Consider the following 25,542-nt stretch of genomic DNA (forward strand, 5'->3'; position numbering starts at 1 on the left):
TGAACAAGATTTTATTCGAATAAAAGAAGAAAGGAGAATAGTTGTGAACAAGAAGAAAAGTTTTTCCATTCTACTAACGATTATCCTAATCATGATGTCCCTTTTTCCTTCCTTTGTTATGGCGGAAAGTGGAAGCGCTTTAAAAAAGGATAAACCTTCACCACTAAAAAATACTGAGGATTTAAAAACAGAGCGGGGATCATCCAGACCAATTCCGCAGCTATCTCCTGCTCAGCCAGGCACACTAAAGAAGTGCGAGGCACTGTTATCTTTTGACTTTAAGAATACCAAGATCACGAAAGCAGAGCTCGTTCCTGAAGGAGCCCTGTCCAATGGAGGTAAGCCAGTTGGCCAACATTGCCTTATCCAGGGCAAAATGAATGAGCGCGTTAGCCCTGTAGACGGACAGACCTATGCGATCGGTTTTGAGATGCGTCTTCCTGTCGACTGGGCAGGCCGATTCCTTTACCAAGCCAATGGCGGCTTAGATGGTGTTGTCGCTTCTGCTCTTGGCAGTATCACAGGTGGCCAGCTTAATAACGGTTTGCAGATGGGATTTGCTGTTATGAGCTCAGACGCAGGCCACAATGGAGCGCAGAATCCTCTGTTCGGGCTCGATCCGCAGGCCCGTTTGGATTACGGCTATCAGGCAGTTGGAACACTCACTCCAATGGCGAAGAGTTTGATTAAGGCTGCGTACGGTCGTGAGCCGGACCGCTCCTACTTTGCTGGAGGATCCAACGGAGGACGGCACACCATGGTTGCTGCTTCCCGTTATGCGGATCAGTACGACGGATTCCTCGCAGTTGCTCCAGGCTTCAACCTGCCAAAGGCAGCGGTAGCCCAATTGTGGGGAGCTCAGCAGTGGGCCAAGGTAGCGACTACGACAGATAACCTTGAGACGGCGCTTCCACCGGCTGAGCGACAAGTGCTAGCGCAAGCGATCCTAGCCCGCTGTGATAGCCTGGACCGATTGGTTGACGGCATGGTGCAGGACAGCAATCGTTGCCAGAAGGTTTTCGACGTTCAGCGGGACGTCCCAACTTGCGATACGGTACGAGATGGAACCTGCTTGACAGAAGAGCAGAAGCATGTTGTGCAGGATGTTTTCGCAGGAGCTAAGACAAGTTCTGGAAAAGAGCTCTACTCTTCCTTCCCATTTGATCCAGGGATCGTTCAGGGCGGCTGGGCCGAATGGAAGTTCAGGAGCTCTGTGGGTCCACGTGACCCCGTTGCTGTCGGCTTCATCTTCTCAACACCACCGGTGGATAAAAGCATGTTAAAGGACACCTTAGGCTATGCCCTTAACTTTAATGTGGATACTCAGGCGGGGGTGATTTACAAGTCCAACGAACTGTACACCGAAAGCGCCATGGAGTTCATGACACCGCCAAACCCGACTAATTTGGATACGATGCGCAATTCAGGGGCCAAGATGATCGTGGTTCACGGTGCCGCGGATGGAGTTTTCTCCCCTGCAGACACAGCACGCTGGTATGAGAATCTCGACGCGAACTACCAGAACAAAGCCGAGGAGTTCGTCCGCTACTTCGAGGTTCCTGGCATGGGGCACGTCCGTGGCGGTCCCGCCACCGATCAGTTTGACGGGCTTGGTGCGCTAATCAAGTGGGTTGAGAACGGCTCAGCGCCAGACCGAATAATCGCCACGGCGCGCGGTGAGGGCAATCCGGGCGGAGTAAACCCGGATGTACCATCCACCTGGGCACCTGACCGTTCCCGTCCTCTTTGCCCATACCCGCTTGTGGCCCGCTATACAAAGGGCGATCCGGAAGTAGCCTCAAGCTTCCAGTGTAAGCCTAGTTCAGGGGGTTCGGGACTTAACCAATAGCCATCCAGAAACAGAGGGGCGTGCTCTATAGGGAACAGGGCATGCCCCTCTGTTACGTATGTAAGAACTGTGAAGACTATCAATCTATCATATTAATCATAGCTAAAGGAAGCGATCCTTGCGTTATCTTTGAAGTGTCTAATCAAATTATGGGTAAGAGTTCCACAATTTTAATGAAAATCATCCTATTTTTTAGTACATCGTGTACGTATTTTTTTATTTTTCCTTCACCTATAATGAAAATACAAATATTCAGAACATTCATAAATATAAACTTGAGCTTGCAGGCAGGAGCTAGTTGCTAGATGGCAGTTTTTGAAAAAGCGATTCCTGTTTATTATCCTTATTAATCGTTTCATTGCTTTAAGATGAAAACGATTACATCACTAGAAGTTAGCTTCTCTGTTCAAGTCTATTCTACTTGCGTAAATGGAGGTGAAAGGGAAAAGTAAGAATCTTAGAAAAGAGTGTCATTACTTTATGGGATTAGTTTGCGATCTTTCAATAGAAAAGGGGATTGAATATGAAAAAGATAATTAAAAAGTTAAGTATTTTAAGTTTCATTCTTGGACTAGTCTTTGCTTTGGCCGCCTGTAATGCGGAAAGCTCTGGCGGCAGCGGTGGTGACGGTGAAAAAGCAGGTGGAAAGGTCATTAAGATCGGTGCCATTTTTGCTGAAACCGGTCCCGCTTCCACTCTAGGAAAAACCCAAGCAAATTATGTGAAGCTTCTTCAAAAGCAATTAGACGAAGCAGGTCCGATCAATGGAAAGAAAATTGAAATTGTCATGCAAGATTATGAAACAGATGACACCAAAGCCGTAGTGGCGGCTGATAAATTAATTTCTGAGGGAGTAGTCGCGGTCGTGGGCGCCACGCAAGCTAGTACTTCCATGGCGATTTTACCAAAGATTTCAGGAGCAGGCATTCCGTTAATGACGGTTGCTCCGGTCAATCCAGCCACAAAAAATATCTATCAAATGGCACCAAGTAACTCAACTAGTGCCAAACTAATTATTAAATTCTTAAAAGAAAATAATATTTCGAAAGTGGCATGGATTAATGCCAGAGATGGTTTTGGTGTGGATGGACTTCCACCATTCGAAAAGGCTGCAAAAGAGAATAAAATTGAGATTGTTGCCCACGAAGAGTTTGATGCTACGGCTACAGATATGACTGTACAATTAACCAATATTCGCAAAAAGAATCCTGAAGCCGTAATCGTATGGTCAAGAACTCCAGGTGCTGGAATCGTTGCCCGGAACTTTAAAACACTTGGATTCGATATTCCAATGATTCAATCCTCTGCATCTGCAAATCAAGGTTTCTTAGACCAAGTGAAGGATAACAATGAGAACCTCTATGTAATCGGAAGCAAATTAAGTGTTGTTGATCAATTGGCTGATAGTGAGCAAAAGGAGCGTTTAAATAAGTTTCGTGAAGAATACCGGGCGATGTTTAATAGTGACCCAGATAACTTTACTGCCCATGCAGCTGATGGTTTCCATCTAATTATTGAAGCGATCAAAGCAGGGAATACGACACCTGCTAAAATCCATAATTATCTAAAAAAAGAAGTAGGTAAATATCCAGGCCTTACAGGTACCTTCGAACTCCAGTCTAATTATGTAGGTCCTTATGAAGATGGCTTCGCCGTTCTTGGTATTGAAAATAACAAATGGAAGTATCGCGATTAAATTTTAATTGAAATTAGAAGAGGTCAAATGGAACCTAAGCAGTGAATACTTTCAAAGAATAGATGAACCAATGGCAGAATCTCAGGTTTCTGCCATTGGCATGAAGAAAGGGGCGCGTCCATGGATTTACTCATGCAATATATTGTAACGGGGTTAACCGTTGGAAGTATCTATGCATTACTGTCAATTGGATTTGTCACCATCTATAACATTACTGGAATATTAAATTTCGCTCAAGGCGAGTTTGCCATGATTGGAGCCATGACATGCATTACTTTAGTCAATGCGGGGGTACCTATGTTTGCAGCGATCATTCTTGCCATTTTGATTACGGCAGTGATTGGATTCATTGTAGAGAGAACGGCTATCCTTCATGCACGAAATACGTCCGTTATTGTTTTAATCATTATTACAATCGGATTATCGACGTTCCTAAAAGGAATGGGTCTGATTGTGTGGGGAACAAATCCAAAACAGCTATCTCCAATCATAAAAGCAAATCCCATTCAATTTATGGGGGCTGTTATTAATCCGCAGAGTATCGTTATTTTTATTATTTTATTTGTCCTCCTAGCCGTATTATACGTATTTTTTGAAAAAACGTATATCGGTTCTGCCTTAAGGGCAAGTGAAAAGAATCCACGCGCTGCAAGGTTGATGGGGATTAACACGAGTACGATGTCTGCTTTGGCTTTTACTTTAGCAGCTGCTTTAGGTGCCATTGCCGGTATCCTGATTACCCCTATAACTGATGCAACCTATGAAATGGGATTTCTTATTGGGGTGAAAGGATTTGTAGGTATGGTTATTGGCGGCATGCATAGCATTCCGGGAGCCGTAGCGGGTGCTTTAATCGTTGGTTTATTAGAAACCTTTTCGGGCGCCTATATTTCTACCTTTTATAGTGATGCGATTATGTTCACCGTATTAATCTTAGTCTTATTCTTAAAACCCAATGGGATATTCGCAAGAGCTTCTGGTGAAAGAGTTTAATAGGGAGGAATTTGGATGTCGAAACTAGAAAACGTTTTATATGGGAGTCGATTAAAACCTCTCCTATTTTTAGGTGCACTCGTTCTAATCTTGCCTTTAGTGGTGAAGTCTCAATATCTCTTTACAATTTTTATTTTAATCGGAATTTATTCAATTGTATCCATAGGTTTATGTCTCTTGATCGGATATGCCGGACAGATCTCGCTCGGGCATGCGGCCTTCTTTGGAATCGGGGCCTATACATCCGGAATATTGACGACACACTTTCAAATCTCTCCCTGGCTTGCCATTGTCATTGGAATGGCCGCTACTTTTTTCATTGCTTACCTGATTGGAATCCCCATTTTAAAGCTGAAAGGACATTTTCTTGCCTTGGCTACGCTTGGAATTAATATTATTTTTTTCATTTTGATCTTAGGTTTAAACCAGTGGACAGGAGGGGCAGCAGGTTTAGTTGGTATACCTACCCTGTCTGTATTTGGGGTTTCACTGATAGATAAAGTATTTTTTTACTTCTTTGTATGGGCCTCTTGCTTAGTTGTGCTGTTGCTGTCTTTAAATATTGTTCGCTCACATGTAGGCCGAGTACTTAGAAGTATCCACGATAGTGAAATAGCCACAGAGACACTTGGCGTTCAGGTTTCTAACTATAAAGTCGCAATCTTTGCATTAAGTGCAGCCTTTGCTTCGCTGGCTGGAAGTATTTATGCCCATTATATTACTTTTGTTGCCCCACCTACTTTTTATATAACCAAATCGATTCTCTTTTTGATCATGGTCATGGTAGGGGGAGCAAGTTCTGTATGGGGTGCACTCTTAGGTACTGCTATTATTATGTTTTTAAATGAGATCATTCGGTTTGTGGGACATACGTACTTTGGAATCAGCGGCGAGGTAGAAATCGTTGTTTATGGCTTAATCATTATTTTGATCATGATGTATTTACCAAAGGGATTGATTTCGGTTATTTCCCAGCCTTTGCAAAAACTCAAACACAAAAAACAGCTACCTGCAAAAACAACAAAAGATATGATTTCTCAAAAAGGAGTATAACCATGTCTAAACTACTTGAAGTAAAGGAATTAACGAAACAATTTGGCGGAGTTACGGCTGTGTCAGATGTAAGTTTTGGAGTAGGAGAAGGAGAAATTGTCGCTGTGATCGGACCAAATGGAGCAGGTAAAACGACTTTATTTAATATGATTTCTTGTTTTCTTGCTCCAACAAGCGGAGAGGTAAATTACAAAGGAAAAAAGCTAACAGGGCAAAAAATTCCGCAGCTAGCTGCTTTAGGAATGGCTAGGACCTTTCAGAATCTGCAGATCTTTCACAATATGACGGTTCTTGAAAATGTGATGATGGGGGCACATGTCAAACTGAAAACCAATGTATTAAATGCAGCATTTAGGCTCCCAAGGATAAAAAAGGATGAAACATTAGCTTATGAATTGGCATTTGATGTCATTAAGTTAGTCGGATTAGAGGAGTTAATGTATGAAAAGGCTGGACAATTATCCTACGGCCTTCAAAAACAGCTGGAATTTGCAAGAGCAATCGTTTATGGACCGGATTTGATTATGCTCGATGAACCGATGGCAGGATTAAACGACTCCGAAACCAATCGAATGGGTGGGTTTATTCAAGAGTTAAAAAGAAAAGGAAGTTCCTTTTTGTTTGTTGAACATAAGATGTCCACTGTTATGGAACTGGCGGACCGAATTGTTGTCCTTGACTTTGGAAAGAAGATTGCCGAAGGAACGCCTGAAGACATCCAGCGAAATCCAAAGGTTATTGCGGCGTATCTAGGGGAGGAGGTTGGATAATGTTATCAGTGCAAGGTTTATGCACCCATATTGGAAAAATACAAATCCTTCATGATATCAACTTTCAAGTGAACAAAGGTGAAATTGTTTCGATTATTGGCGCAAACGGAGCAGGTAAAAGTACATTATTAAATACAATGGCTGGGCTATATCGTCCAACTGCCGGAACGGTAACACTTGAAGGTGAAACGATAAGTGGTTTCCAGGCCTTTAAAGTGGTCAAAAAAGGATTAAGCCTCGTACCTGAGGGGAGGCAGATCTTTTCTAATCTTACTGTTAAGGAAAATCTAATGCTAGGAATGTTCTCTAAATATTATAAAGATAAAAAGCTAGTTAGTGAAAACCTAACCAAAATGCTTGATATGTTTCCAGGTTTAAAAAAGCACTTAAATAATCTTGGCGGGAATTTAAGCGGCGGGGAGCAGCAAATGCTAGCGATTGGCAGAGGGTTAATGTCCAATCCAAAAATTATCCTGCTTGATGAACCAAGTATGGGTCTAGCTCCCAAAATCGTCAACGAAATATTAGATACGTTAGTGATTATAAAAGAGGATCTTGGAACGATGGTGATTTTAGTAGAGCAGAATGTCAAAGCGGCACTAAAAGTTTCAGATAAAGCTTATGTCCTAGATCAAGGTAAAATCATATTAAATGGAACAAGTGAGGAAATCAGCTCTGACCCACAGGTAATGTCTGCTTATTTAGGTATTAAGACCGTTGGAGCATGAGGAAGTAATACATGGAGGTTATGACAATGAAAGCAAATTCTATTAATCCTAACAATGTAATCGATCATAGTAGATTTCATTCCTACCATTTGAGGCTTATTTTTTGGATGTTCCTTGTCATCATGTTTGATGGATATGATGTGGTTATTTACGGTGCTGCTGTTCCTTCTCTTATTAAGGAATGGGGGATATCCGATGTCACGGCTGGAGCGATTGGAAGTTATACCGTCATTGGTACCGCAATTGGCGCGATAATGTTCGGAATGGCCGCAGATAAATTAGGGCGCAAGAATATTATTCTATTAACGACGTTATTATTTAGCTTGTTTACTTTACTTTCTGGCTTTGCTAGTAACCCTGTTACATTTACCGTTTTTCGTGTCATGGCTGGTATTGGTTTGGGAGGAGTTATGCCAAATGTTATTGCCTTAACAACCGAGTATGCTCCTAAACGTATACGTTCTGCAATTGTCTCGTTTGTATTCTGTGGCTATTCCGTTGGTGCGATTGTGGCTGCTTTAACGAGCCGGACTCTTCTTCCAACGGCGGGCTGGGAGCCTGTTTTTTGGCTGGCAGGAGTTCCATTATTGTTTCTTCCATTTATGCTGAGAAATATTCCAGAATCTATTGGTATTCTAGTAAATAAGGGCAAAGAAGAGAAGGTAAAGAAAATCCTTTATAAGATAGATTCTAGCTTGGATTTAAAAGCAGCGATTCATGTTGAAAAACAGCAAGCTAAAACACCTGGATCGCCTGTTATCAAGTTATTTGAAGAAAAAAGAGCATTGAGTACGTTGATGTTTTGGATTTCTTGTTTTAGCGCCTTTGTCCTTATTTATTCTATGAATACCTGGTTACCACGGCTGATGATGCAGTCAGGCTATGACCTTAGCTCAAGTCTCACCTTTACAGCAGTAATGCAATTAGGTGCGATTGCAGGTACTTTAATTTTTGGCCGTCTAGTTGATAAATGGGGTTTTAAAAAAGTTCTTGTTCCGTTATTTTTCTGTGGAGCGATTGCCCTATCGTTAATCGGCTTTACTAAAAGCACAATGCTAGCGTTTATCTACATTTCAGTCATTGGGGCTTCCTCTGTAGGAGTGCAAAATATGTCAAATGCTTTTGTTTCTCAATATTACCCGTTTTCCATGCGGTCAACCTCTTTGGGCAGTACGATGGCTTTTGGCAGAATGGGAGGAATTGTAGCACCTATATTTGTTGGAGTCTTACTTTCTATGAACTTAATGCCTCAGTTTAACTTTGCAGCGATTGCATCGGCTGCTGTTCTTGGTGGTTTTGCGATGTTGTTTGTTCAAGAAAAGCATGGAGATTATCATAAAGATAGAAAAGCTTCTCATGATAAGAATTTGAAAATAGCAAAATAATGATTAAAAATCCCGGAGATTGTTCTTCGGGATTTAACTAATTAGAAATTAAATAGGTCTAAAAATAGTAAATTACCAATTGTTATACTTTTCAAAAAATATTTTTCTATTAAAATAAGAAGGGAAGAAGAAAATATGGATGAGGGGAAATGGGTTATGCCGTATATAGACAAGGATAAACTAATGAAGAAATTAGAAAACCATTTACGCTCTACAGCCAGACAACTGATTAAATTTGATACGGAAGATGAAGTTCTCCAATATTTAACAGCTGTATTTCACTCTGAGCTGTATTGTGATTTTGTCGGTGTGATCCTAAATGAAACAGGGAATTTTGTACCCAAAGCATGGAGCGGAAACCTGCCTGCGGTGACAAATTCTTTTCCAATCGAAATACATAAATGTTCCCCGAAGCTTCTGCGTCAGAGTTTAACAAACGATCGTGCCGACTCACCTGAAAGCTGCCAACTTTCAAAAGTACTTAAAGATGCCAATGTTAAAACTTGGTTTACTGTGCCCCTTTATGATAACGACTACAATTTAGGGTTCTGTATTGTCGGTTTTTTAAATTATGTGCCATTATTAGATATGGAGATGCCTTTTGAAGAATTCGGAAAAGATATTGCGGTAGCCATGGCTATGGCAAGAGAAAAGAAATCCCAATTGAAAAAAATTGAGGGGATTGAATGGATCAGTAAGAATCTATCCCTCAATGCACCGATTGAGAAACATATTGCAGAGCTGACAATGCGAGCAGGTAAGGGAACGAATGCCGACTTTGCTTGTATATATTTATATAATGAAAAGGAAAATAGTTTTGTATTTCAGCCGCCAGCTTATGGAGAAAGTGAGTTTCCGCATAGGATCATGATCGAAGACAACTATATGCTTAATAAGTATTTTCCGTTTTTAGAGACTCCTGGCGGAACACAAATGACGATCCCCTTAATCATTGATTTAAAAACGATTGGTGTTTTGCATATTGAGAATAATAAGGATGTTATTTTTACCGAAAATGATTTAAAAATGTTAGAGTTATTATCGAATCATGTTGCTGCCATTTTGGAAAATGCCCGTTTATTTAACAATGAAAAGGAGAGTAAGAACCGTCTCCAATTTTTGTTGGATTTCCAACAAGCGCTTGTGAAAGAAACAGTAGAAGTCGATAACTTTGATGGGATTACATCTATGCTTGCAAACTTATTCCAAAATCCAGTTATCTTATTTGACCGATTTATGCAGCCCATTTCGTTTAGTATGTTTGATAATCAGACTCGGGTGCTGCTTCCAGAACAGATCGCTGACATTGCTAAAAATAGGAGAAATAAAAATAGAGGTCTCGATTATTTTTCAGTTGAGGATCCGGAAGATTCCTCAAGTAGTTTCTCCTTTTTGATGATAAATGGTGGAGGAAGTTTACTAGGGTTTCTTGCCGTATGCAGACCAAATGGAGAAATGGACGAGATTGATCGTTTAACCATGGAATTATCGCGAAATATTTGTTCCATCCAATTTATCAAACAAAAATTGGTTCTCGATGCCAAAGAGCAGGCAAAAGATAGTTTTATCAATAAATTGCTAACGGAGAACATTGAAGATCAAGAGGGCATTCTTCAATACGCTAACCTTTTCCAGTGGGATCTTTTTCAAAGTCATCAAATTGCCGTTCTGTCAATCACGCTTGATGACAGAGAGATGAAAGACAGCAATCTTTTTGACCAGCAGTCGAAAAAAAACCAAGTATGGGAATATATTAAATCTCATTTACAAGAGATAGAAGATTCTATTATCACTGCCTATCATGATGAGAAATATGTATTAATTGTACCGTTAAAAAATGAAAGCGCTCTTCCTAAAAAATACTGGCAATCGCTTTATTCTAAAATAAACAAGTGGACCTTAGAAACCGCTATAAAATGCAAGGTTTTAATGGGTGTGGGCGGAAAAACAAATAACTTGCAAGATTATTTTGTGAGTTATCAACAAGCCATCCAGGCATTAAACATTGTTACCAGTCGTTTACGGCAAAGCGGTTTTACATTATTTGATGAATTAGGTTCTTATGCGATTCTTCATCATTTAAATTATTCTGTGGCCATTGATTTATTTGTAAAAAAACAACTCGGACCCCTGCTATCCTATTCAGAAAGTAAAAATACAGATCTTTCTAATACACTTCATACGTTTCTCCAAAACAATGGAAATGTCAAAAATACAGCTGAAGAACTTTATATCCATCGAAGTTCATTACTTTATCGTCTTGAAAAAATTGAATCACTCTTAGATATTCAGCTAAGCGATGCGGAAGTAAGATTTAATTTAATGATGGCTTTAAAACTTTATGATATGTATGGTAACGAAATGGTGAAAAACATATTATTAAATGTAAAGTAATAAATATTTCCTCATTTTTGGTCAATAATCCATTTAGCAGATTATTGACCTTTTTATCGACCTGTTGCTGTAGCGTCTCATGCCTTTTATTCTATTAAACCGTAAAATAGATGAAAAATAGTCTGTTTTTTCCTACATTGTGTAGGTACAATTCAACCGTACAAATTCGCTATAATAAATTTACAGAAATCACAAAAAATTTAAAATTTAAGGAGATGCAGATATGGCCATTCAAACAATTGGTGTTGTAGGAGCAGGATCGATGGGGACAGGTATTGCAAACCTTGCCGCTATAAATGGATTTAATGTAGTTTTAAGAGATATTGAGGAACACTTTTTAGAAAGCGCTTTAAACCGAATGAGTAAATTTATGGATAAGAGTGTCGCAAGAGGAAAAATGACAGAGGAACAAAAGCAAGAGGCATTAGGTCGTATACAAACTACGACTAGCTTAGAAGATTTTAAAGATGTGGATCTTGTTATTGAAGCAGTCCTTGAGGATCTTAATCTTAAAAAAGAAGTATTTTCAAATCTGGACAAAATTGTTCGAGAAGGAGTCATTTTAACAACAAATACCTCTTCCATGTCCATTACGGAAATTGCGGCAGCAACAAACCGCCCTGAGCTGGTTGCCGGCATGCACTTCTTTAATCCAGCACAAATCATGAAACTGGTTGAAGTGGTACGAGGATTTAAAACAAGTGATGAAACCGTGCAAGAATTGAAAGCGTTATCTAAGAGACTATCAAAAGAGCCGGTTGAAGTAAAAAAGGATTCTCCTGGATTTATTGTCAACCGAATTATGCTTCCTCAGTTTATTGAAGCGATTAGGCTGGTCCAAGAAGGCGTTGCATCCTACGAGGACATCGATAAGGCCGTAAAACTTGGATTAAATTATCCAATGGGTCCATTTGAACTTCAGGATTTTGCCGGTGTCGATATTGGCTACCATGTTATGAACTATTTTAAAGAGGAATATAGCGAAAACTATTATGCACCGCCGCTTTTATTAAAACAAATTGTTAAAGCAGGCAGATTAGGGAAGAAAACGGGTGCAGGATTCTACGATTACGAATAATCATTTGGAGGGGAAAATTATGAGTTATGAATTTTTATTATGTGAAATCGAAAATAAAGTAGCGGTTGTAACGATCAACAGACCACCTGTAAACCCATTGAACACACAGGTGTTTAACGAATTGTCCGATTTATTCGACTATCTGGAAACAAATGAAGAAGTACGGGCGATTGTTTTAACTGGAAGAGGGGAGAAGGCTTTTGTAGCTGGTGCGGACATCACTGAAATGGCTAACTTGGACCTTGTCGGTGTAAATAAAATGAACAAAACATCCAGAGCTGTTTTCTCCAAAATTGAAAATCTAGCAAAACCTGTTATTGCAGCACTAAATGGGCTTGCTCTTGGCGGTGGTCTTGAACTCGCACTAGCATGTGATTTACGTATTAGTTCAAGTAAAGCGAAATTTGCCTTCCCTGAAGTGGGTCTTGGAATTATCCCTGGCGGCGGCGGTACCCAGCGCCTGCAAAAAATCGTTGGTCAGGGAGTAGCAAAGGAATTGCTTTATTTTGGGGAAATGTTTGATGCTTATCGTGCCTTAGAACTACAAATTGTAAACAAAGTGGTACCTGGGGAAGAACTTCTTGAGACAGCTAAGGAATGGGCCAACAAATTAGCCCAAAAACCGCCAGTTGCCCTGCAAATGTTGAAATTGGCTGTTAATACGGGAGGAAACACTGATATCGAATCGGGATTAATTATTGAAAGTACCTGCTTTGCAAATGCCTTCTCAACAGAGGATCGTAAAGAAGGATTGAAGGCATTTGTAGAAAAAAGAAAACCGGTGTTTGCAGGACGATAACTTTTTTCTGACCATATTATATTGCTAACACTTAAACCAACATGAAGTATCCGGGATCATGTGACGGATACTTCCTTTTCGAATTTATTTTAAATAAGAAAGTATCATAGTGAAACTATTGGAGTGATGATACGAAATGGTGAATGATCGTAATCATTTTACGGTTTATGGAATCCTTGAACATGCTGCAAAAGTTTTTGGTGAAAAAGAAGCTGTATTTGATTTAAATAATCGAATAACATTCTCACAAATTAAAGCTAATGTGGACAAAATGGCAGCCGCATTCGTCAGGCGTGGAATTAAAAAAACGGATCGAATCGCCGTCTCCGTACCGAATTGGTATGAAACGATTGTAATATTTTTCGCTGCTGCAAAAATTGGAGCTGTACTTGTACCATTCAACCCCAAATATAAGGCCCATGAAGTCAGCCATATTTTAAGGAATTCAGAACCTAAAGCGTTAATCGCCACAGAAGAATTTGAAAAAAATTTCGGATTTAACGATGCACTTTACTTTGTACCTGAAATCATTACGGTAAGGTCTATCATCAATAATTTCCCATCTTATGAAGATTTACTAAATGATGATACGTTAGAAATTAGCCAAGAAGAAGTAATTGATGTAAATAACGATTTATTTTGTATTCTTTATACTTCGGGTACGACCGGTGTTCCAAAGGGCGTTATGATTACCCATCGCAGTGTTGTGCAATCCGCTAATGTAATGGGGATTGAACTGCGCTGTACAGATAATGATGTTTTAATTCTTCCCTCACCTTTATTCCACATCTTTGGTATGGCTGTAAATTTGTTTAATGCCGCTTTTACAGGTACGCGGATCGTTTTAGTAGAAAAATTTCATCCTTCAGACATTCTCAGTTTAATTGAACAGGAAAAAGTGACCATTCTTCATGGAGTACCCACCATGTTTATAAAATTATTAGAAACGCAGGATTTTGACTCCTACGATTTATCCTCATTAAGAACAGGTGTTGTCGGAGCCTCACCTATTCCAGCGACGAAAGTTAAAGAAATAAGGGATCGAATGGGCATCAATCTTTGTCAGTCATTTGGAATTACGGAGACTGTTTCGGTTACTTTGACACCTTATGATGACGAGGAAAAGAATATGATTGAAACACTTGGAAAACCACTTCCAGGTGTAAAGTTAAAAATAGTCGATGATAATAGGATGCCATTACCTCCTGGAGAAAAAGGGGAAATCGCGATTCACAGCTTTGGCACAATGAAGGGTTATTATAAATTGCCTGAACAGACAGCTGCTGTTTTGGATCACGAAGGCTGGTATTACACCGGTGATCTAGGTATTCTCGATGATCAGGGCAATCTGAAATTTATTGGCAGGAAAAAGGAAATTATCATTCGAGGCGGCTTTAATATTTACCCTCAAGAAATTGAAGCCGTTTTGTCTAAGCACCCTAAAGTAGTAGAAGCTGCGGTCATCGGTATTCCACACGAAACACTTGGTGAAGTCGTCTGTGCAGTGATTCAGCTCAAGGACGGGAAAGAAAGCACAGAGGAAGAAATGAAAAATTACTTAAAGGAAAAAATGGCAAATTTCAAGGTTCCGCAAACGGTCGTATTTACAGATAAGTTCCCTGTAACCGCGAGTGGAAAAATTCAAAAACTTAGACTAAAGGAAGAGATTAATGCTAAAACAAGTCCAACGATTAAAAGTTGAAGGGAGCAAAATAAGGTGAAATCTGAACATCATTTCCAAGTACGCTGGGGAGATACGGATGCTGCAGGAATTGTTTTTTACCCGAATTTTTATAAATGGATGGATGACGCCACACATGCGTATTTAGCCGCGATTGGCTATCCATCCTCCAAGCTGTTTGCTGAAGAACAGATTGGAGTACCATTATTGGAGGCAAATTGTGCTTTTAAACGACCGCTCTTGTTTGAAGACCAGGTGATCGTAAAGAGTTATGTGGAAGAACTACATAACAAGGTTTTTAAAATCAAGCATGTATTTGTAAAAGGGGATCAAAATGCAGCAGAAGGGTATGAAGTTCGTGCATGGACATCCTTTAAAGATAAACCAAAAGCACAGCCTATTCCAGATCGTATCCGAGAAAAAATGATGCCAAAAGCGGAAACCGTGGAGGGATAACATCGTGTTAACCGAAAAAAAGGATCAAAAACACTTTTTATATGATGAAATTTTTCCGGAGGATGTGTTTACCCCTGAGGATTTTGAAGATGAACAGATCATGCTCGCGGATATGGCAACTAAATTTGTCATAAATGAAGTCTATCCAAAACTAGAGAAAATCGAGAATCAGGAATTTTCGGAAACGGTTAATCTGATTAAAAAAGCCGGGGAGCTTGGTCTGATTGGAGCCGATATCCCCGAAGAAGATGGCGGGTTGGAATTAGGGAAGGTATGTGCCACGATTATTTCTGAAAAAATGGCATCTGGCCGCTCGTTCTCGATCACCTTTGGCGGCCAAACAGGTATTGGGGCGCTGCCAATTGCATATTTTGGAACAAAAAGACAGAAGGAAAAGTATCTTCCGGACATTTTGACTGGCGAAAAAATAGCAGCCTATGCTTTAACAGAGCCATCTTCCGGTACAGATGCTATGAGTGTTAGAACCAATGCTGTATTGTCAGATTGTGAAAAGTATTATGTGATAAATGGCGAAAAACAATGGATCACAAACTCTGCATTCGCCGATATTTTTATCGTCTATGCAAAGGTAGATGGACAAAAGTTTACCGCTTTTATTGTAGAAAAAGGTTACCAGGGTGTTTCTACAAGCCCAGAGGAAAAGAAAATGGGGCTAAAAGGTTCCTCGACTCGATCACTTATTTTAGAAAATGTGAGAGTACCTGTTGAAAATGTGATCGGTGAAGTTGGAAGAGGGCATATTATTGCATTCAATGTATTAAATATAGGCCGTCATAAAATTTCGGCAACCTCGCTTGGGACAGCTAAACGAGCGATCGAAATTGCTGTCAACTATGCAAATGAACGCAGGCAATTTGGTCAGTCTCTATCTAGTTTCAATTTAATCAAAAGTAAAATTGCCGATATGGTTATAAAAACGTTTGTGAATGAAAGTGCTGTCTACCGAACAGCAGGATTGATGCAGGATGGGTTCGAGGGAATGAAGCAGACTGGCAATGATTATGGAGAAACCATTGCCCGATATGCAATGGAATGCTCGATCAATAAAGTGATGTCCACAGAATTTCTTGATTTTGTTGTCGATGAGGCCTTACAAATCCATGGCGGTTATGGTTATATGGCAGAATATGAAATTGAAACCCTTTACCGGGATTCCCGAATCAATCGAATCTTTGAAGGAACCAATGAGATTAATCGAATACTTATCGCTACTACTGCGGCAAAAAATCATCATGTGCGAACGGAGGACAATGATATTAAAAACGGTGTGTTCCAGCGTGAGAAGCAAGTGCTTCACCTGTTGAAAAAACTGTTTGATGCCGCAATTGAGTCTGTAAATAAAAAATCAATGGGCAATTTGAATATCGAGCAAGAAATTGCGGCTTTCCTTGCAGATTTAGTTATGACGATTTTTGGCATGGAAAGCGCCATCCTTAGAACAGAAAAAGCAATCCAGAAATCCGGGGAGGAAGCGAATAGACAAAAGATTGACTGTACTAAGGTATATTCGCTTGAAACCTCTCAACAATTTGCTCTTAGAGTGTTAAATATGATTAATCATTTCGGCGATGGCGAGATTTTTTCACGAATTGCCAGTCTCCTCATTATGAGCAGTTCGGAAAATATTATAGTCGTTAAACGCAGAATTGCAGATGCTGTCATTATGAAAGAATGCTATTTTTGCTAAATGAATGAAAGAAGAAAGATGAGAGGGCTGATTCAGATTTTTTTCCCTGGATCAGTTTTTATTTTTAGACAATTTACTATATTACTATGGGAGTGAACCATTATGACAAAAAATGATGTACAAACGCAGGAACATTTAGATTTGTATTATGAGGGGATGAAGAAAAACCACTTGGGTCCACTCTGGTATGATCTTGGCCATATGGTTACAAAAGAACCTGTGCATGATGTTGAGCCCTATTTATGGAAATGGAAAACAATTCGTGAGTATGTACTGAAAGCTGGGGAGTTGCTAAAACCTGGTAAAGATGCAGAAAGGCGGGTTGTGTATCTTCAGAATCCAAGTCTATTAAAACATGGACTTGTCGGGTACGGAACGCATACTCTCTATGCTGGGATTCAGTTGCTGCTTCCAGGAGAAAATGCTCCTTCCCATCACCATTCACAGTCTGCCATTCGGTTCATTATTGAAGGGAGCGGAGCCTATACCGCCGTAAATGGGGAGAAAACCTATATGGAAAGAGGCGATATGGTTTTGACCCCTGCATGGACATGGCATGAACACAAGCATGAAGGAACCGAACCGGTATTTTGGCTTGATGGTCTGGATGTGGGGCTTGTTCGCACATTAGCTGCCTCCTTTTTTGAACCATATGAAGAGGAAAACTATCCAATGGAAGCTCCTGAAAATTATTCAAACATGCAATTTTCAATGGGAGCTTTTAAAAAGCTGAACGAATCCAAACAGCCTGGCTATCCATCTCCCATTTATGGATACAAGTTTGATAGAGTAAAATATTTGCTAGATCAAATGAAGGAAACGGATCATGATCCATTTGATGGTTATGCGATTGAATATATTAACCCAATAACAGGGGGCTCTGCTGATTCCCGTATTGGTACCATGATGCAAAAATTAAAATCAGGACAGCAAACAAAAGCACACCGGCATGTGCATAGTGCTATTTACCATGTGCTTGAGGGGAATGGTTATACCGTTATTGATGGGCAAAAGTTTGAGTGGGAGAAGGGTGACTTCTTTATTTTACCGCCGTGGAGTCAGCATGAACACGTAAATACTGGATCTAGCGATGTCTATCTTTTCTCTTTTAATGATAAACCTGTTATGGAGAAATTGGAGCTTGAATATGGTGAGGCTTATCAAGACAATGGCGGTCATCAAGTAATTGAAAAGGTCTTTGTTCCAGATACTTCAGTTGAATAAGTAGGGGGATACAAAATGAAAATTGCTATTTTTAATGAAAATCTGCTTGGACTAGTAATGGGTGAAAGAGTAGCAGATATTTCTAGCGTGGTAGGGTGGGATACGGTTAATCCAAATGAATCATTTTTGAAGTTGGTAGAAAACTATCAGGATTTAAAAAGTAAAATTTACGCTGAGATTGAGTTTTGTCCTACGTATCATTTGTCAGAGGTGAAACTTAAGTCCCCTGTTCCTGAAACTAGAAAAATATGGGCAGCACCTGTTAATTATCGCAATCATCAACTAGAAATGAATAAAATGTTTAACAATGCACCTCGGACGATTGAAGAGATTAAACTGTTTTTAAAATCCCCAGAGTCGCTATCAGGGCCAGCAGATCCGATTTTACTGCCAATCAAGGGGCGGAGAACGGACCATGAGGCTGAACTAGGTTATGTTGTTGGAAAGAAGGCAAAAAATGTTCCGGCATCTGAAGCCAAGGATTACATTTTCGGTTATTTCGCTTTGTTGGATATTTCTATTAGAGGTAACGAAGAAAGAACATGGCGAAAATCGTTTGATACGTTTACACCGATTGGTCCATGGATTGTGACGGCAGATGAGATTGAGGATCCTAATGATTTAGCAATGAAGCTATGGGTAAATGATGAAATACGTCAGGATGGCAGTACCAAGCACTTGATCTATGATTGTTACCAATGTTTTGAAGCAGCCAATCAAAATATGACACTTCATCCTGGTGATATTATTGCCACGGGTACCCCTGAAGGAGTGGGGCCAATCAAGGCTGGCGATTGCGTTCGAATTGAGATTGAAAAAGTTGGGGCGTTTACCGTCAATGTCCAATATGCGGAGAAAGTTGTAACGGAATATTGCGTCAGGTAAATAAGTTAGCTGAATGATCCCTTATGAAGGAGTATATCCTTCGTGAGTGATTTTTTGTTAAATAATGTCAATGCTAATCCGTGATTTACAAGAAACTCCGTCGCCGATAAGGTTGATTGTCTACCGAAAAGTTAGAATTACTAGAATCGCGGTCGTTAATAGACAACGACATATTATTCTAGCAATCCCATTTCTTATAATTAACTTAACAAATAATAAAACATTTCAAAAGGGGAGCGAAACAGCATGGTAAAAAATAAATGTGATGTGATTGTAGTAGGAGCTGGTCCTGTTGGTCTCACAGCAGCTCTTGCATTAAAACAAAAGGGAATTTCATCTGTTGTGATTGAGGCGGACCCGTTTGGGCGTCCACGCCCTGGAAGCAGAGCCATCTATATCCACAATGCCACACTTAACCATCTGGAAGAAACATACCCAGGATTAGGCTTTACATTAGCCCGTAATGGGATCATCTGGCCAATCAATCGAACTCTATATAAAGGTAAAGAAGTATACGTTCGCAATTATGGTATCACCAATAACCAAGATCCAACTAAATTGCCGCATTTTACTTCTCTTCATCAGGATGAAATTGAAAAACACCTATATGAAGCGTGCGTTGAAGCCGGGGTAGAGGTAATTTGGGATTTGCCTGTAGCTAAACTTGATATTAGTGATAATGGGGTCGTCGTCACCAATGTATCGGGTGAAGTTTGGGAAGCACAGTATGTTATCGGGTGCGATGGTGCCCGCTCTGTTGTAAGACAACAAGCAGGATTGACCTTTGAAGGGCCTAGGACGGAGGATACATTCTTAGTACTGGATGTAAAAGAAGACGAAGAGAACCCTCTGCCGCTAGAACGTACCTTCCATTATCAGCATCCTGCAACAGATGGAAGAAATGTGATGTTTGTTCCATTTAAAGGAGGTTGGCGTGTTGACCTTCAATTGTTAGAAGGTGACAACCCAGACGATTTTACTAGCATCGAAGGTGTAAAACAGTGGCTCCCAAAGGTGATGGATCCTAAGTATGCGGAACGGGTTACATGGGTATCGACTTATCGATTCCACCAGGTAGTTGCCAATTCCTTTACCGATGAAAAGCACCGAGTTTTACTCGCTGGAGAAGCCGCTCATTTATTTGCTCCATTTGGTGCTCGGGGTCTTAATTCAGGTGTTCCAGATGCTCTCAAGGCAATAGCTGGAATTGAAAAAGCACTTGACTCCCATTCAGAGGAGGACCGAAGACAGGCAATTCATTTAGCTGCTAATGAACGATATATTGCTGCCAATTGGAATCGTGACTGTTCAACCACAGCGCTGCATCACCTGCAAGGGAACTCTCCGGAGATGAATATGAAACGTGAACTTGCTGCTTCACTTGTTTCGATTGTACCAAGATTAGGCCGGTGGTTAGAAGAGGGTCCCTATGGTCCTAAATTTGGTCCGCCGGAATTAACGACAAAATATTAATCTGCGTGAAAGGAGAGAATAGAATGGCAGTGGCACAGTTAATGAATGAAGGAAAATATGGTCTTACAGCTCGGTTGGTAAATGAGTTAATTGAAAAACTAACCTCGATTAACTGGTATTCAAAAGCAGGTCAATATAATCCGGATGTGGAAGGCAAACTAGCCAGGTTTATGAGTGGTCTTGGTGTTCATAATTATGAAATTAAATGGATTACAAAAGGACAGACCGCTGAAACAATTGAAAAACTTTCATTTGAAAATAGTGAACTTTGGGAAGTTATGAAAGAATTACCTGGTCAGCTTAGTAATAAGATAGATAGCCTAGGTCACCAACAACTTCTAATTGATGTTGTGGATAAGGTCCCAGAGGCTGTGTTTCATGGAGTATATAAACATGCTTACGAGGCTTTTAATCAAGAGAATACGATTAAATTTCTAGTTGGTCATGCGATGTATATATGTATACTTGCCTGCACAGCTGAACTTGCTGATGAAAAAGAAATGATTTCAATTTTAGTAAACATTTTAAATGAAGGACATCTTCCGTTAGGACCAAACGGTAATACCTTTTACCTTTTATAAAGATAATAATGAATCAGCCCTGCGAGTTTAAAAGGGCTGATTTTATTTCTCAACCGTAATAAACCCTCCAAACCGTTATATGTATTAAAGCATAAACAAATTCAACAATATTAACGAAGAATAGTGGTGTTTTTCCTATATAGTGCGGATAACAAAATGTAAGTTAAGTCATTACAATAAAAATAAGATCTTGAAAAAAGAGATTTTAATAGAAATAGAATAAGTTATTTTATATAAAAATGAAAGCGTTTTGAAAAGGAGATGGAGAAGATGAGCAATATCGTTTTAGTAGAAGGGGCTAGAACCGCATTTACAGAAATATCTGGGACATTCAAAGGTATATCTGCAACAGATCTAGGTGCAGAGGCAGCAAGAGGGGCGATTCGAAAAGCAAATATCAATCCGGAAGACATTGATCAGGTGGTCTTCGCAAATGTTCAGCAGTCTAGTAAAGATGCTCATCTTTTAGCGAGGCATGTTGGCTTAAAGGCAGGGCTGCCAATCCATGTACCAGGGTTAACTATAAATCGTCTATGTGGAAGTGGTGTAGAAGCGATTCTAACGGCAGCACGTTACATTTTGACAGGGGAAGCAAGGGCTGTACTTGCTGGAGGAACAGAGAGCATGAGTAATGTGCCCCATGTCATTCCAGGGATGAGATGGGGGAGTCCGCTAGGCGGACCAGTTATTGAGGACTGGGTATGGGATGGTTTATACGATACAGTAGGCGGCTGTACCATGGCTGATACAGCAGAAAATTTGGCGGAAAAATATGAGATTACGCGTAAAGAGGTCGATCAACACGCACTTTCTAGTCATGAACTGGCCTTAGCAGCGATTGAAAAAGGTTATTTACAAGAAGAAATTATACCAGTAACCGTACAAGGCAGAAAAGAAGAAATCATTGTGGACCGTGATGAACATGTCCGAAAAACAAGTCTGGAAAAACTAGCGAAATTAAAGCCTCGGTTTATCGAAAATGGTGTGGTTACTCCTGGCAATGCAAGCGGGATGGTAGATGGAGCTGCGGCTGTGATTGTTACTTCAAGTGACTATGCAGAAGAAAAAGGATTAAAACCACTCGCAAGACTTGTGTCATGGAGTGTGGTTGGAGTTGACCCTAAATATATGGGGATCGGTCCTGTTCCTGCGATTCAAACTGCGTTGAAAAAAGCAGATCTGAAGGTTGAAGACTTAGATTTAATCGAAATCAACGAAGCTTTCTCAGCACAATATTTAGCATGTCAAAAAGTATTAGGTTTCGATCCGGCAATTGGAAATGTCAATGGGGGAGCGATTGCGCTTGGACATCCACTGGCGGCAAGCGGTACTAGAATTACATTATCGTTAATCTATGAATTACAACGAAGAAACGCACGATTCGGTGTATCTGCTGTTTGTATTGGCGGCGGGCAAGGAATTGCCTCGATTTGGGAACGTATCTAAAACATTTAAAACAACGAACCAATCTGTTTAAAATGATTGGTTCTTTTTCCAACCATTGCTCTTGCATAAAACGTTCTAATTGCCGTGAATAAACACCATTTGATTCAAACACAAAGTAAGGCTGGTCCCCATATCCTTCGATTAATTCCCCAATCCCAACTCAAAGCTTCTCAAACTCAGGTTTGCTGTGCTTAATTTCACCTTCAAAAATACACTTTTTTAAAGCATTGTATACAGGGTAGGCCTGCGCCTCCTTAGTCAATAGTAAAAGAATTGGGGATCTTACTAGAGAGAATTCTATAACATTTCGTAAACGAAACAAAGATTAAATAAATTAACTTAGTTAGGACGCTGCTTCTCTTTGGACCGGGCACTCTGGCTGAATTCGCTTGGAGTCAGACCTACATACTTGCGGAACTGCCGGGTAAAATGGTTGTAATTCTGAAAGCCTACGTCATGGGCTGCTTCCGTTGCATTCCGATTCGTATGTGCAAGAAGTAAGGCGGCCTGCTTAATTCGCATTCGATTAAGTGCCTCCACAATTGATTCGCCGGTATATTCTTTAAATAAATGCGACAGTCTCGATGCGGAGAGCCCCACACTGCGTGCCAGTTCCTCGACTCGAACCGTCTCCTGCATCCGCTGGGCGAGCAAATACAGCGTTTCTTCAATTCGAGGGTCAACCCCGCTGGTTTGCTGCTTTGCGAGCAGCATTAGAATCTCCCGCAGTGCACTCAAGCAGAGCTCGTGCCAATAAGCGGCACGTTCCCGGGAGTCAGACAGAATACGGAGAAAAGCGTGGTAGATACGCTCCCGAACCGCTTGCTGCTCAATTTGCCGGATGGTCAGCGCATCAATTGGCAGAAGACTCGCATCCATGAACCCGCCAGTAAAATGCGCCCAAACAAAATGCCACCTTTTTCCTTTAGGTGTACCGTAACGATGGGGTGTTCCCGGCTTTAACAGTGCTATGTCACCGACCCTTACCCGTAGTTCGCGGCCGTCTGCCTCGAAATAACCTTCACCATCTAGTGTGTACGTGATTAGCCAGTCACTCATGCCGTCCGGACGAACGGTAGAATAGGTTTCGTGCTCATGAAAATGCCCGGCAATCACCATACCGTTGGCCAATCCGTCATAATTAGAAGGGCGGTCAAGCTCCATGGTTATCCCCCTTTTCTTAGAAGTACTTTATTAAGATTAGTTTAGTTTAACTGTCGGCGGCAAACAAGTGGAATTGTTGAGATATAGCAGAATCGTATGCATTGTTAGCAAGATCCATCCTTCTTCTACTCCTTATTCCAACTATATAATAAAGACAGTGATATATGTCACTTATAGTAGAAATAGGGGAGGGTAAAGAAGTGGTATATAAGAACCGAGTACTAACGGATGAGCAAAAGGGTAAGTTTGAAACGGAAGGTTATTTAATCGTAAAAGGATTGTTTACGGAGGAGCAACTGGCGGAGATTGACCAAACCTTTGAGGACATTAGCCGTCAGGCAATCCCGGGTCATTTTGAACCAGATTTGCAGCAGGAAACGATTGACCCGCTAAAACGGTATCCGAGGGTCATGCATCCGCACCAGTTTAATGAAACGGCTAAACGCTATATGCTGCATCCACAGGTAATGGATGTACTTGCTGATTTGTATGAGGAAGAACCGTTGGCTGCCCAAAGTATGTTTTATTATAAACCTCCCGGCGCACGGGGGCAGGCTCTTCATCAGGATAACTTTTATTTAAAAGTCGAGCCGGGTAACTGCATTGCCGCTTGGACGGCGATCGATGCCGCGGATGAGCAGAACGGCGGGCTGTTAGTTGTGCCAAAGACGAGTGCCTATGATATTGTTTGTCCTGAATTGTCCGATGCCAAGGAATCGTTCACTACCCACTACGTGAAGCCGCCGAAGGACCAGAAGGCCATTCCGGCTGTGATGGACAGGGGCGATGTGCTCTTTTTCAATGGGAACCTGATTCACGGTTCATACCGCAATAAGACAAAAGATCGTTTCCGCCGCTCGTTCATTTGCCACTATGCCAACAGCTCGGCCACGCGTATTGCCACGTATTATCGTCCGCTGTTCAAAGTTGACGGCACCGAGGTGGAACTGGAGACCAATCCGAATGGAGGTCCGTGTGGAGTTGAATATGAATCACCATATATCCACTAAACGTGAACCTAGGCTCGAGGTGCAAATGTCCTGGTGGGGGATGAACGGACTGGGTGTTCAAAATGGCGCTGGTGACGAATGGAGTATGGAGGAGAAGGTGGGTCGCATCGCCGAAGCAGGCTACGACGGCATTAACGGCTTCCTGCCTGAGGGCAGGGAGGGCGAACGCTTGTTTAGGCTGCTGGATCATTACAACCTTTCATACAGCGTAAACGCGTATCCGAAAACAGCGGAGGAGCTGGACGTTTTTCTTCGCAAGGCAAAATCGTTCGGAAGGGTTGATTTCGTCAATGTACAGGTAATAAGGCCGTTTCTCGTCGGAGAACAAGCGATGCAACTGCTTGCCGACATGGCAGAGGTGTCGCATTCTGTGGGTATCCCGGCTTATATAGAGACACACCGCGGAACAGTCACGCAGGATCTACTGCGCACGGCAGAGTATGCTCAAGCTTTACCTGAACTTGAGCTGACAATCGACTTCTCACATTATGTCGTGGCAGGGGAAATGACTACGGTGACGGACGAGGCAGAAAAGCTGCTTCAGACCCTGCTTTCACGTACGAAGAGCATACATGCCCGTGTATCGAACGGGGAACAGGTGCAGATTGATATTCCCATGTTAGAAATTGTGGGGGAGGAGGGTGTCAAGGACTTTGAGTTCGAACACCCGATGTTGAAGCACTTTAAACGTTGGTGGCTTGAAGGGATGCGCAGCTGGCGTCAAACAGCACTGGAAAACGAAGTGCTGCCGTTTGTCTGCGAGCTGGGGCCGCCACCTTATGCAATAACGGTTCGCGGTCCGGACGACACGGCGTGTGAGGTGAGCGACCGCTGGACGCAAGCACTGCTCTTTGCAAGGATCGCCCGGTCGTTATGGGAACAGGTTTAAATGATAAATAGCAGGTGAGTTTACTACTTGTTTACCAATTGGAAAAGCTCTTGAAAGAATCAAGGGCTTTTTTGGATTGGAAGCTAACTCTTAGCCATGCGGGAACTCTATGAGTAGTTAGATAAGCGGAGATTTTTCGGTTATATGTAAAATGGTGCTCGTTTAGGGGGTGATAAGGGGAGTTTTTCCGTTTATGCAAAACAAAATCTCCCCTTATCACGTATTTTGAGTCAATAGGCGGAATTCCTGCGTCTATTTAAGCGATTTTCAATGCTATTTA

At 41.1% G+C, this 25,542-nt stretch carries 21 protein-coding genes; 20 read left to right on the top strand and 1 reads right to left on the bottom strand.

The annotated features are described in order from the left end of the window. The first annotated feature begins 43 nt into the window (after positions 1-43). The 18 genes from L1999_RS10065 (at position 44) to L1999_RS10150 (ending at position 22,199) form a co-directional block, all read left to right on the top strand. Positions 44-1,849: a tannase/feruloyl esterase family alpha/beta hydrolase gene (locus L1999_RS10065; RefSeq protein ID WP_235743411.1), complete on the top strand. Its 1,806-nt coding sequence runs from the start codon at positions 44-46 to the stop codon at positions 1,847-1,849. A gap of 523 nt (positions 1,850-2,372) precedes the next feature. Continuing rightward, positions 2,373-3,545: an ABC transporter substrate-binding protein gene (locus L1999_RS10070; RefSeq protein WP_235743412.1), complete on the top strand. Its 1,173-nt coding sequence runs from the start codon at positions 2,373-2,375 to the stop codon at positions 3,543-3,545. A 120-nt stretch (positions 3,546-3,665) separates the two neighbouring features. After that, the gene (locus tag L1999_RS10075) at positions 3,666-4,538 is read left to right on the top strand and encodes a branched-chain amino acid ABC transporter permease (protein ID WP_235743413.1); all 873 of its coding nucleotides are present in this window, start codon (positions 3,666-3,668) and stop codon (positions 4,536-4,538) included. Between the two features lie 15 nt (positions 4,539-4,553). Beyond that, entirely contained in the window at positions 4,554-5,591 is a 1,038-nt protein-coding gene (locus L1999_RS10080) for a branched-chain amino acid ABC transporter permease (protein WP_235743414.1), read from the top strand. A 2-nt stretch (positions 5,592-5,593) separates the two neighbouring features. Then, positions 5,594-6,361, top strand: a complete 768-nt coding sequence (locus L1999_RS10085; RefSeq protein WP_235743415.1) for an ABC transporter ATP-binding protein — start codon at positions 5,594-5,596, stop codon at positions 6,359-6,361. Then, positions 6,361-7,089 carry an ABC transporter ATP-binding protein gene (locus tag L1999_RS10090; protein ID WP_235743416.1) on the top strand — a complete coding sequence of 243 codons (729 nt, stop codon included), beginning with the start codon at positions 6,361-6,363 and terminating at the stop codon, positions 7,087-7,089. The genes L1999_RS10085 and L1999_RS10090 overlap by 1 nt, the downstream gene beginning before the upstream one ends. 26 nt (positions 7,090-7,115) lie before the next feature. Beyond that, positions 7,116-8,474: an MFS transporter gene (locus L1999_RS10095; RefSeq protein WP_235743417.1), complete on the top strand. Its 1,359-nt coding sequence runs from the start codon at positions 7,116-7,118 to the stop codon at positions 8,472-8,474. A 156-nt stretch (positions 8,475-8,630) separates the two neighbouring features. Further along, positions 8,631-10,868 carry a helix-turn-helix domain-containing protein gene (locus tag L1999_RS10100; protein ID WP_235743418.1) on the top strand — a complete coding sequence of 746 codons (2,238 nt, stop codon included), beginning with the start codon at positions 8,631-8,633 and terminating at the stop codon, positions 10,866-10,868. 223 nt (positions 10,869-11,091) lie between these two features. Then, complete coding sequence (locus L1999_RS10105) at positions 11,092-11,946, top strand: 3-hydroxyacyl-CoA dehydrogenase family protein (RefSeq protein ID WP_235743419.1); 855 nt, start codon at positions 11,092-11,094, stop codon at positions 11,944-11,946. A 19-nt stretch (positions 11,947-11,965) separates the two neighbouring features. Beyond that, entirely contained in the window at positions 11,966-12,745 is a 780-nt protein-coding gene (locus tag L1999_RS10110; RefSeq protein WP_235743420.1) for an enoyl-CoA hydratase-related protein, read from the top strand. A 136-nt stretch (positions 12,746-12,881) separates the two neighbouring features. Continuing rightward, a complete protein-coding gene (locus L1999_RS10115; RefSeq protein ID WP_235743421.1) occupies positions 12,882-14,447 on the top strand; it encodes a class I adenylate-forming enzyme family protein in 1,566 nt (521 codons plus the stop codon). Positions 14,448-14,462: 15 nt separating this feature from the next. Beyond that, a complete protein-coding gene (locus L1999_RS10120; RefSeq protein ID WP_235743422.1) occupies positions 14,463-14,882 on the top strand; it encodes an acyl-CoA thioesterase in 420 nt (139 codons plus the stop codon). Positions 14,883-14,886: 4 nt separating this feature from the next. Beyond that, positions 14,887-16,590 (top strand): acyl-CoA dehydrogenase family protein, encoded by a 1,704-nt coding sequence (locus tag L1999_RS10125; RefSeq protein ID WP_235743423.1) that lies wholly within the window; start codon positions 14,887-14,889, stop codon positions 16,588-16,590. A 102-nt stretch (positions 16,591-16,692) separates the two neighbouring features. Then, entirely contained in the window at positions 16,693-17,814 is a 1,122-nt protein-coding gene (locus L1999_RS10130; RefSeq protein WP_235743424.1) for a cupin domain-containing protein, read from the top strand. A gap of 15 nt (positions 17,815-17,829) precedes the next feature. Continuing rightward, entirely contained in the window at positions 17,830-18,699 is an 870-nt protein-coding gene (locus tag L1999_RS10135; protein ID WP_235743425.1) for a fumarylacetoacetate hydrolase family protein, read from the top strand. Between the two features lie 246 nt (positions 18,700-18,945). Then, a complete protein-coding gene (locus L1999_RS10140) occupies positions 18,946-20,172 on the top strand; it encodes an FAD-dependent monooxygenase (protein ID WP_235743426.1) in 1,227 nt (408 codons plus the stop codon). Positions 20,173-20,195: 23 nt separating this feature from the next. Further along, positions 20,196-20,753: a hypothetical protein gene (locus L1999_RS10145; protein ID WP_235743427.1), complete on the top strand. Its 558-nt coding sequence runs from the start codon at positions 20,196-20,198 to the stop codon at positions 20,751-20,753. A 270-nt stretch (positions 20,754-21,023) separates the two neighbouring features. Continuing rightward, the gene (locus L1999_RS10150) at positions 21,024-22,199 is read left to right on the top strand and encodes an acetyl-CoA C-acetyltransferase (protein WP_235743428.1); all 1,176 of its coding nucleotides are present in this window, start codon (positions 21,024-21,026) and stop codon (positions 22,197-22,199) included. Between the two features lie 339 nt (positions 22,200-22,538). Here the strand turns inward: L1999_RS10150 and L1999_RS10155 are convergent, their stop codons facing one another. Further along, a complete protein-coding gene (locus L1999_RS10155) occupies positions 22,539-23,363 on the bottom strand; it encodes a helix-turn-helix domain-containing protein (protein WP_235743429.1) in 825 nt (274 codons plus the stop codon). A gap of 164 nt (positions 23,364-23,527) precedes the next feature. Between L1999_RS10155 and L1999_RS10160 the strand changes: the two genes are divergently transcribed. Beyond that, on the top strand, positions 23,528-24,373 hold the full coding sequence (locus L1999_RS10160) for a phytanoyl-CoA dioxygenase family protein (protein WP_235743430.1): 846 nt from the start codon (positions 23,528-23,530) through the stop codon (positions 24,371-24,373). Next, on the top strand, positions 24,327-25,262 hold the full coding sequence (locus L1999_RS10165; protein ID WP_235743431.1) for a sugar phosphate isomerase/epimerase family protein: 936 nt from the start codon (positions 24,327-24,329) through the stop codon (positions 25,260-25,262). Before L1999_RS10160 ends, L1999_RS10165 begins: the two co-directional genes overlap by 47 nt. The last annotated feature ends 280 nt before the right edge of the window (positions 25,263-25,542 follow it).

Source organism: Neobacillus drentensis, assembly GCF_021560175.1.
GTDB classification, from domain to species: domain Bacteria; phylum Bacillota; class Bacilli; order Bacillales; family Cytobacillaceae; genus Neobacillus; species Neobacillus drentensis_A.

Coding starts and splice junctions, on each gene's coding strand:
- L1999_RS10090 (WP_235743416.1), top strand. CDS start 6,361: ATGTTATCAGTGCAAGGTTTATGCACCCATATTGGAAAAATACAAATC.
- L1999_RS10145 (WP_235743427.1), top strand. CDS start 20,196: ATGGCAGTGGCACAGTTAATGAATGAAGGAAAATATGGTCTTACAGCT.
- L1999_RS10160 (WP_235743430.1), top strand. CDS start 23,528: ATGTCACTTATAGTAGAAATAGGGGAGGGTAAAGAAGTGGTATATAAG.
- L1999_RS10165 (WP_235743431.1), top strand. CDS start 24,327: ATGGAGGTCCGTGTGGAGTTGAATATGAATCACCATATATCCACTAAA.
- L1999_RS10110 (WP_235743420.1), top strand. CDS start 11,966: ATGAGTTATGAATTTTTATTATGTGAAATCGAAAATAAAGTAGCGGTT.
- L1999_RS10155 (WP_235743429.1), bottom strand. CDS start 23,363: ATGGAGCTTGACCGCCCTTCTAATTATGACGGATTGGCCAACGGTATG.
- L1999_RS10085 (WP_235743415.1), top strand. CDS start 5,594: ATGTCTAAACTACTTGAAGTAAAGGAATTAACGAAACAATTTGGCGGA.
- L1999_RS10100 (WP_235743418.1), top strand. CDS start 8,631: ATGCCGTATATAGACAAGGATAAACTAATGAAGAAATTAGAAAACCAT.
- L1999_RS10115 (WP_235743421.1), top strand. CDS start 12,882: ATGGTGAATGATCGTAATCATTTTACGGTTTATGGAATCCTTGAACAT.
- L1999_RS10140 (WP_235743426.1), top strand. CDS start 18,946: ATGGTAAAAAATAAATGTGATGTGATTGTAGTAGGAGCTGGTCCTGTT.
- L1999_RS10075 (WP_235743413.1), top strand. CDS start 3,666: ATGGATTTACTCATGCAATATATTGTAACGGGGTTAACCGTTGGAAGT.
- L1999_RS10135 (WP_235743425.1), top strand. CDS start 17,830: ATGAAAATTGCTATTTTTAATGAAAATCTGCTTGGACTAGTAATGGGT.
- L1999_RS10150 (WP_235743428.1), top strand. CDS start 21,024: ATGAGCAATATCGTTTTAGTAGAAGGGGCTAGAACCGCATTTACAGAA.
- L1999_RS10080 (WP_235743414.1), top strand. CDS start 4,554: ATGTCGAAACTAGAAAACGTTTTATATGGGAGTCGATTAAAACCTCTC.
- L1999_RS10130 (WP_235743424.1), top strand. CDS start 16,693: ATGACAAAAAATGATGTACAAACGCAGGAACATTTAGATTTGTATTAT.
- L1999_RS10070 (WP_235743412.1), top strand. CDS start 2,373: ATGAAAAAGATAATTAAAAAGTTAAGTATTTTAAGTTTCATTCTTGGA.
- L1999_RS10105 (WP_235743419.1), top strand. CDS start 11,092: ATGGCCATTCAAACAATTGGTGTTGTAGGAGCAGGATCGATGGGGACA.
- L1999_RS10095 (WP_235743417.1), top strand. CDS start 7,116: ATGAAAGCAAATTCTATTAATCCTAACAATGTAATCGATCATAGTAGA.